Raw genomic sequence first — 7871 nt, 5'->3', positions numbered from 1 at the left:
GGATAAAAATGCATTATTTTCCTAAAATAGCGGCAGTAATCGGCGTTAATCACATGTGATCTCTCCGCCCAGCCCCGGCTCCAAAGGGCTRTTCTTTTCCSGCTCTAACGGRGCTTCCATCCACGCTACCTCAGCTGAAGTAGATGCGAAAACTACCGTTATTCTGCGCTGCACTCAGGCAGCGCATGAAACAACGGTAGAACCGCCAGCTTAAACAAAACGAACCGAACCTAGAGCCGGCCTACCGCCGCTGCTGGATTCCCCCTGCGCAGGAAGAAAGCACACGCTTATCTTGTGCATTTTCTCCCAAGATGAGAGCGCCTTGCCGTCTGCACGGCCAAACGACTGCCTTGCTAGTCGCACGTCCGTCCAGCCAAGCACTCCCTCTACCTCGCTCACCCATACGATCTGGCCAGCTTGATCCGGCCGGTAGAAAACCGTTATCTCCCAGACGCCTGGAACGTCCGTGAACAGCCTAAGCTGCAGCTGCAAATGGTCTTTATCCACTTGCATCATCGGATCGACCGGCTTATGCGTAACCAGGGCAAACTTCATGCCCGGTTCGTCCAAGGCAAGCGCCTTCTCGCCCTCCGGGTCATCCACAAACACGTAGCGGAAGTCAGGATCAAATGGCTCCGTCTGCTGTTCCGGACAATGCCATCCATCCAGCCCGCGAGTGAAATCAGCCAACTCCAGCGTTAAAGGCATCCCAGATGCAACTGCTCCCAGATAGATGGGAGAGAATCGTAGAGGAAAGCTGCTCGATTTTACGCCATCTGCATAGATGGCATCCACATAGACGAAACCGCTTATTGCAGGATCAATAACCGGTATATCCACACTGAAGTCGCTGTCCTCTGAACAGTCGAGTTCCTTCACGTGCCAGTATCTCCCCGGCGGAAGTACTTCGCTCCAGTCATACCAAGACCAGCAAAAGCGAAGCTTTTGCGGAAGCGAGGACAACCCCCCAGAGGCAAACTCAGCGGTCACCTGCAATGCTCCCTCGCTTACAGAAACGGATGCAGCCGGGGCTTGCGGCCAATGCCCATCTCCCTTGACAAGGGCATCCATCCAACAGTCCAGCGTATCCCCTGCCCAGCCATCCAGATGATGGTTTTGATTCGCCGCGAAAAATAACCCGCGCTTCTCCTTCGGAAGGTGTGCTGCTCCTTCACAGATCGCGTCCATCCAGCCCCAATAATCATTCGTCGCCGACATGATCAGCATTGGAGACTGCTGCCGCTCGGCTAGTTTTAAACCGCTAAGCAGCTGCTCCCATTCATAGGTGTCATCCAACGTATGCGGCCTTCGAACGTTGCGGTTCAACCGTCCTGGGGACATATGCTTGCCACAGCCGTAAATAGGAGCCGCCGCCTGCAAACGGCTATCCCAGGCGTTAAGCAGTCTCGTTACCGTGCCTCCTCGGGAAATCCCGAAAGCACCCATCCGGCCCTCATCCACCTCCGGCAGCAGAGCCAACCACGTTATCATTTTCTTCGCATGAATGAGTCGCGTGAACATGACCGATTGCAGCGGGTCAAACTCTTCTTCCATGTCTTTCGTCGGCATATCCGCCAAGTCGGAGTAATGCTCCTGCCCGGAAAGTTCTTCTTTCCAATCGTAACTAAGCGCGACATACCCTTTGCTCGTCCAATGCCGGACATGCTCCAAATTAACCGTCTGCGAACCTCCCCCATGGATGTGCAGCATAGCAGGAAAAGGCGTTTCCCCATAAGGAACGCCTATCCAGAAATACGTTTTCACCCATTGTCCCGGGATGAGCTCGGTCTCCAAATACATAGCGGCATAGTCGCCGTATTGATCTGACCTCCGCTCCACCGTACGAATACGGTGTTCACCTAAGTGCTCTGCAGTTTTCAACAACTCATGAAAACGGATCTCCTCTTTGCTCATCATAGACCCGCAAGCTCAGATAAATACGGAATCGAATGCTGTGCGCCCCTCCGCGTAACCGAAATCGAAGACGYCTGCTGCGCGATGTTCACTGCTTCATCGAGGGATTTACCTGAAGTAATCATAGCTGCCAGCGTCCCAGAGAAAGTGTCTCCAGCAGCCGTTGTATCTACGGCTTTCACTTTACGGCCTTCCATGTACACATTTTCGGTTCCGTTATAGTACACAATGCCCTTTTCCCCAAGTGTAATTAACGGGAAGCGAATACCTTTGCCGCGTAAAATATCCAGAGCCGCGAAGGCATCTTCCGTGGTTTTGACCTCCACATTCGTGTACAACCGGCACTCGATTTCATTCGGTGTGAAATAATCCACCCCATTCAAAATCTCGTCATCTAATGGAATGGCAGGCGCCGGATTCAAGAAAATCGGCACCTTGCCTTTCGCTATTTGAATGGCTGCATAGACGGTTTCCACCGGAATTTCCAGCTGCAGCATAATAGCTGAAGCCGAGAGTACTTGCTCTTTGTAGCTTTCAATAAAGTCAGGTTTAACCAGGTTATTGGCGCCGCCGTCAAGAATGATCGCATTATTCCCATCGCAAACCGTAATCGCAGCTACACCTGTTGTAACTTCAGGTTCAATTCCTACATAATCGGTTTTCACACCGAACCCTTTGAGGCTGCCGATCAACGATTGCCCAAAAATATCATCGCCAACTTTCGCCATAAACCAGGTATCAGCGCCCATTTTTGCGCAAGCAACTGCCTGATTGGCCCCTTTGCCTCCGGCGGATAGCATGAATCCATCGCCCCGCATTGTTTCGCCCATTTCTGGAATACGGCTAGTCTGCATGACCATATCCATATTTGCACTGCCAATTACGACTATTTTCATAACGTTCCCCGATCCACCCACAAATTCAAATTTCCGTAAATCTCATATGTCTAAAATAAGTTCTAGCTGCGGTTCTTGTGCTTACGCCAAACATACCGTAGTCGAACGTATCGTCAGTGTGCTTCAAAACTTCTTGCCCGTCAATGGCAAATGTTAGGGTATTACCCAACACCGTCACTTTAAAATCATAATCTTTGCCTAACTGCCACTGGAACTCGGCACCCGCCAACTTCGTAAACCCGAAGTTATTGATATACAAAGACACTTGATTAGCTCCATCAAATCCTACATGATAACCTCTCATTGCGCCTTGCGCACGAACAGCTACTAAGTGTGAATGTCCGCTTTGTGGGTTGAGCTGGACAGATACGGAATAATCTTTGGCAAAATAGTTGCCAGTATAAGCTTCGCTTGGATCCGCCGTCATGAGATACATCGCGCCATCCTCTAAGCTCCAAGCCCCGTTGTTATGCGCGAATGGCGTAATGCAGCCAAAATCGCTCGACTGTTTGTTGAAGTCAATGGTGTAATCTGCGTTGCCATAGATCCGGAATTCATCGATGAAAATGCGTCCCAAACTTTTCGGCTTACGAGTCGAATAAGCCTCTAACACGATACCGACTTCATCAATCAGCTCGCCTTCGGAATCCGGGATGACAAATTCAACATGAACCCAATCTTGATCAACGAGCTTCACATAACCTTGTACAAGCTCTTTTTTGCTATTAGACAAGCGCACATAAGGTGCGACGCCCATCGTTTCATTGCCGCCCCACTGATCCAAGAAAATCTGCATGGATACTTTTTGCCCAGAGGATGCTTTAGGCGCAAATGTTGGTGAGTATCTTTCGTCACTGAAATCATCGCGTGTATAAAATGGCTTGTAGAATACTTTTGATTTTTCCCCACGAACCATGCGGTCAAACACAACTTCTAGAGAACCTGTTCCTTTGAAGGATTTCTCAGTCGAGTGCTTCGCCTGACAGAAAAATGGATCCGAGATACGGATGTTATGTGTGGAACCCGACAGTTCGAAATCGAAATAAATATCGTGCTCCGTGAAGCTCTGGACAAGACCTTCAGGGCAAGGAACATTCGCCAGGCGATGTCCTAGAATCGCCAATTCCTTCGCGTAGGTTGGGATATCGAGAATATTCATAAAGCCCGAAATCCCTGACATTACGATGGAATCGTTGATCGGCTTGCGATACTTATCTGCAATACCTTCCAAACCACAAGCTACACCCAGAACAGTACCGACGTTACCAGCATTGCAATCCGTGTCCCAACCGCACATCGTTGCAATTTCAACCGTTTTGTTGAAATCGCCTTGGCCGTAAATCATGGACAGCACGCAAACGCCTGCATTAGGAATGATATGGCATACGCCTCTATATTTGTCGTAGCCCCAGTCTCTTTCAAGCATGTCTCGACATGCTCTGAAATCATTCGGATGCTGTGTGTGGAACGCAAGCACTGCTCTAGCTACTTTAGCATAGATCGAGTCAGCTGGAATTTGAGCCAAACCAGCTTCAATAATCTCATTGATATCGCTAGTTTCGAATGCTTTGGAAATAGCTGCACAGAAGAATCTTGCGCCTAGCACGCCTTCTCCATCATGAGAAACGCGAGCTGCCGCTTCACCGAAGTCAGCTGCTTTTTGGGGATTGCATGGATTAACAAGACCCCATGTATCGATGAAAATTTGACCGCCAATTTGTTCGGCGATAATAAGTCCATTTTGCTGGGTTGATCCGGATTGTGGAGCTTCAATGCCTTTTTTCAAATTGATGTAGGCTGTATGCTCCGTACTTACGCCATAACCGCCCCACCAGAACATCCCGACTCCCTCACGAGCATAGTTCAACCAAGCGCGAGCTACATCGTTAGGCGTAATATCGCGATCCTTAGCATCGTCATACAATGCGCGCAAGAAGTAGAATGGACCGTTCGCATCGTCGTCAGCCGCGAAGTTTTTAAATTCTTTGACATAATCAGTAATGTCGCCATATGTGCTTTGTATTCTTTCATAAGTCCAAATCGTCGGTTCTACCGGAGCGCCTAGTCTTATGCCAATGTTCATACCTAAGTAACCAGAATAAATTTTTTCCAAATAATTAGAAGGAATCAACGATTACACCACCTTTTAAATAATAGAACGAATCTGTTGTTGTCTGCGGTTGCTGAGTTCAATGTCTTGCTCAATAATAAATGAGGCTGCTTCAATAAATTCATTACAATGCTTCTCAATTTCTTGCTTATTAATCTGTTCAATAATAGCAATTTCAGCTTGCGGAATAGCCGCAACACCATGCATAGCTCCAAGGATCGCACCAGCCATAACACCAATCGAATCCGTGTCGCGTCCCGAGCTCACCCCGTCTTTAACAACCTCCAATAAATCCCCGTCATGCAAAATAATGTAAGCTAATGCTAAAGGAAGTTCCTCAATCGATAACAATCGACTTGGGGTGTAGTGGTTAGAAGGAATGCCTACTTTATGAATGCTTCGATTGACATCATCGCCCATTGGCGAATATTTGCCCATTACAGCGTGCAGCTGCCCTACGACTTCAGCCCGGTTATTTTTGATGGGTTTTAGGGATCGCGCTGTGTCACATAGGTCTTGAATCGCCTGCTTCGTGCCATCTTTTGCATAGGTTAAAGCTGTTTGAATGATGTCTTCTACCGTCACACCGGGTTCGAATGCTTTGGCAACACATGCAGCCAAAACGCCCGCCGCTTCCAAGCCGTAACTGATTTGATGACCGGATGCAAAAAGAATCGCTTCATCGTACGCGGCCTTCGGATTACAGGCATTCACAATGCCGATAGGCGAGATATACATGGCTGCACCACAGTTAACCATATTGCCATAACCACCTTCACGGGGCTCGCAATTGGCAAGCACATGACGGTTGAAGATATGCTTCTCTGGATAAAACAAGCGGTCCATGACCATAGCCACTTTCCCCAACTCGGGAATGTATTTAGGACGGAACGAGATCTCTTTGACAAACTCATTAGCCAGATCGTAAGCATCCAGATGACGACGTTCAATACCGTATACATTCATGAGCGCAAGTGTCATAAGCGTATCATCGGTAACGATGCCTTCACCTCTCATCCTGCCAAGTCGCTTGTCTTCCGACCAATCTGCTTTCCACCATTTGGTCATCGTCGTTTCAACCCGACCATACTTTTCATGAATTTCATTGAACGTCATTTTCTCAACGACAGCGCCCATCGCATCGCCATAAGCCGTGCCGAAAACAACGCCTYTCACTCTATCAGCAAAAGTAACCATTTGACTTACTCCCTTCTACAGGGAGTGCAGGGCTGTTACGCCCCACACTTTGCAGTTCATTTATTGGCTTCAAAGCCCTATTTACTTAATTGTTTTATTCGCGTAATCCGTTACATCTTTACCGCCGGCAGCGTTCCAGGCTTGAACGAATTTATCGAAATCAGCGCCTGTTTTCTTACCCGTTACGATATCAGCCGCGAATTCTTTGTACACAGCTGTAGCTGCATCCCATTTGGCCGTCAAATCAGCTGGCAAAATGAAGATATTGTCTTTGGTGGAATTGCTCTCGAAAAGTTTGAGCGATTTCGCTGCCGGTTCCGAGAAGTAAGGCGTAGTCGGATCAAACTCTTTGTCCGGCGTGAAGCTGATAACGGACTCGACAAAGTGCGGATACCATGCGGCAAACTTATCTGTCAGTTTGATTTTGTTATCAACGATTTGGTACTCGGAGCCTTCAAAACCAAGCTTATCCATCATTTGACCTTTTGGACCAGCCATGTATTCTATTACTGCAAAGGCCATATCTTTGTTTTTGGACGTTTTGGAAATCGCGAAACCACGGCTTTCTTTACTTGTATCAACCGGTGTGTAGCCTTGTGCCTTACCTTTTGCCGGCGGCAGAGGTACGATCTTCGCGCCTGCACCATTTTGTGCAGTTGATTTGGAATTGTACAGGTCGATTACTTTACCTTGCGTACCCGCCATGATAGCTGCTTGACCGTCATAGAACGCTTTTTCCTTTGTATCCCATTTCTTCGTCAGGAACTCAGGATCAAGCAAGCCCTCTTTGTACATCTTAGCGTAGAATTCTAGTTTTTCTTTCTCAGATTGCGTTGTTTTGCCGAATGTGAATTTACCGTCTGCGCCCTTGAGCCAAGTTGTCGTCAGTCCGAAGGCTTGCCCGAACATAGCGTCTAACTCATCAAGATTGCCAGCAGTTGTATAGGCATATTTCGCACCGCTTTTTTCCTTCAACTCTTTGAAGAACGTGTAGTAGTTATCGATTGTTGGGTTTTCCAAAGCTGCTTTACCAGAAGTAGTTTTGTCCATCAAGTCTTGACGCACGACAGGAATAGCACTGTTAACTGGTGATAACCATAGCAAGTAAGGGTAGTTCTTCATTCTTTCAATGTTATAAGGATTCATAGAAGCCTTAACGTATTTGGATTTATCGATATATGGCGTCAAATCCTCCAAAATTTTCTGAGTCGTTGCGAATTGATAATCTCCACCTTGGAAGTAGATCAGATCAGGGATGTTGCCACTTTGTAAAAGCAAGCCCATTTTCTCGGAATACGTTCCGCTTTGAACTGGCGTAATTTGCAGCTTTACATTTTTACCTTCTGCTTTCATGCCATCTTCGATGCCTTTAATCAATTTCTGAACGTTAGGATCATCTGGTGCAAAATCTTTGGCTAAAATGGAAACCGTCGTAACCGCCTGGCTGTTTTGTGTTGCTGATGGTGCTGACGTGTTCGTTGAATTGTTCCCCCCGGAACTGCAAGCTGTTGTTGTGACCAGGACGACTGCAGCCATTGCAAAAAGTGCTTTTTTCATTTGAATTGCCTCCCAAAATAATATTAGAATACTATTCTTTTACGCCGCCTTCCATTACTCCTTTGGTATAATGCTTCAGAATAATGGGATACAGCATCAGAATCGGAACCATAGCAATTACAATAGTAGCCGCTTTCAAAGACGAGAAGTCCAATTGCGCGATATGATTATTTTTCATCAAATCAGCCGCACCGACC

Annotated in this window: 5 protein-coding genes; all 5 read right to left on the bottom strand. The window is 47.4% G+C overall.

Annotation, left to right across the window (positions count from 1 at the left end; translation table 11 throughout):
- Window positions 1-210 precede the first annotated feature (210 nt).
- The gene (locus AC1DUA_RS14515) at window positions 211-1884 is read right to left on the bottom strand and encodes a dienelactone hydrolase family protein (protein ID WP_477500444.1); all 1674 of its coding nucleotides are present in this window, start codon (window positions 1882-1884) and stop codon (window positions 211-213) included.
- Window positions 1885-1913: 29 nt separating this feature from the next.
- Window positions 1914-2810 carry a ribokinase gene (gene rbsK / locus AC1DUA_RS14510; protein WP_477500443.1) on the bottom strand — a complete coding sequence of 299 codons (897 nt, stop codon included), beginning with the start codon at window positions 2808-2810 and terminating at the stop codon, window positions 1914-1916.
- 25 nt (window positions 2811-2835) lie between these two features.
- On the bottom strand, window positions 2836-4941 hold the full coding sequence (locus tag AC1DUA_RS14505; RefSeq protein WP_477500442.1) for an ADP-ribosylglycohydrolase family protein: 2106 nt from the start codon (window positions 4939-4941) through the stop codon (window positions 2836-2838).
- Window positions 4942-4956: 15 nt separating this feature from the next.
- Window positions 4957-6117: an ADP-ribosylglycohydrolase family protein gene (locus AC1DUA_RS14500; protein WP_477500441.1), complete on the bottom strand. Its 1161-nt coding sequence runs from the start codon at window positions 6115-6117 to the stop codon at window positions 4957-4959.
- A gap of 81 nt (window positions 6118-6198) precedes the next feature.
- Window positions 6199-7674, bottom strand: a complete 1476-nt coding sequence (locus AC1DUA_RS14495) for a type 2 periplasmic-binding domain-containing protein (RefSeq protein WP_477500440.1) — start codon at window positions 7672-7674, stop codon at window positions 6199-6201.
- Window positions 7675-7871 lie beyond the last annotated feature (197 nt).

The organism is Paenibacillus sp. 01T422, assembly GCF_056398785.1.
This window is presented reverse-complemented; position numbering and strand designations above follow the sequence as displayed.

Excerpts from the sequence above, each read along its gene's own strand:
- AC1DUA_RS14495 (WP_477500440.1), bottom strand. The coding sequence starts at position 7,674 with ATGAAAAAAGCACTTTTTGCAATGGCTGCAGTCGTCCTGGTCACAACA.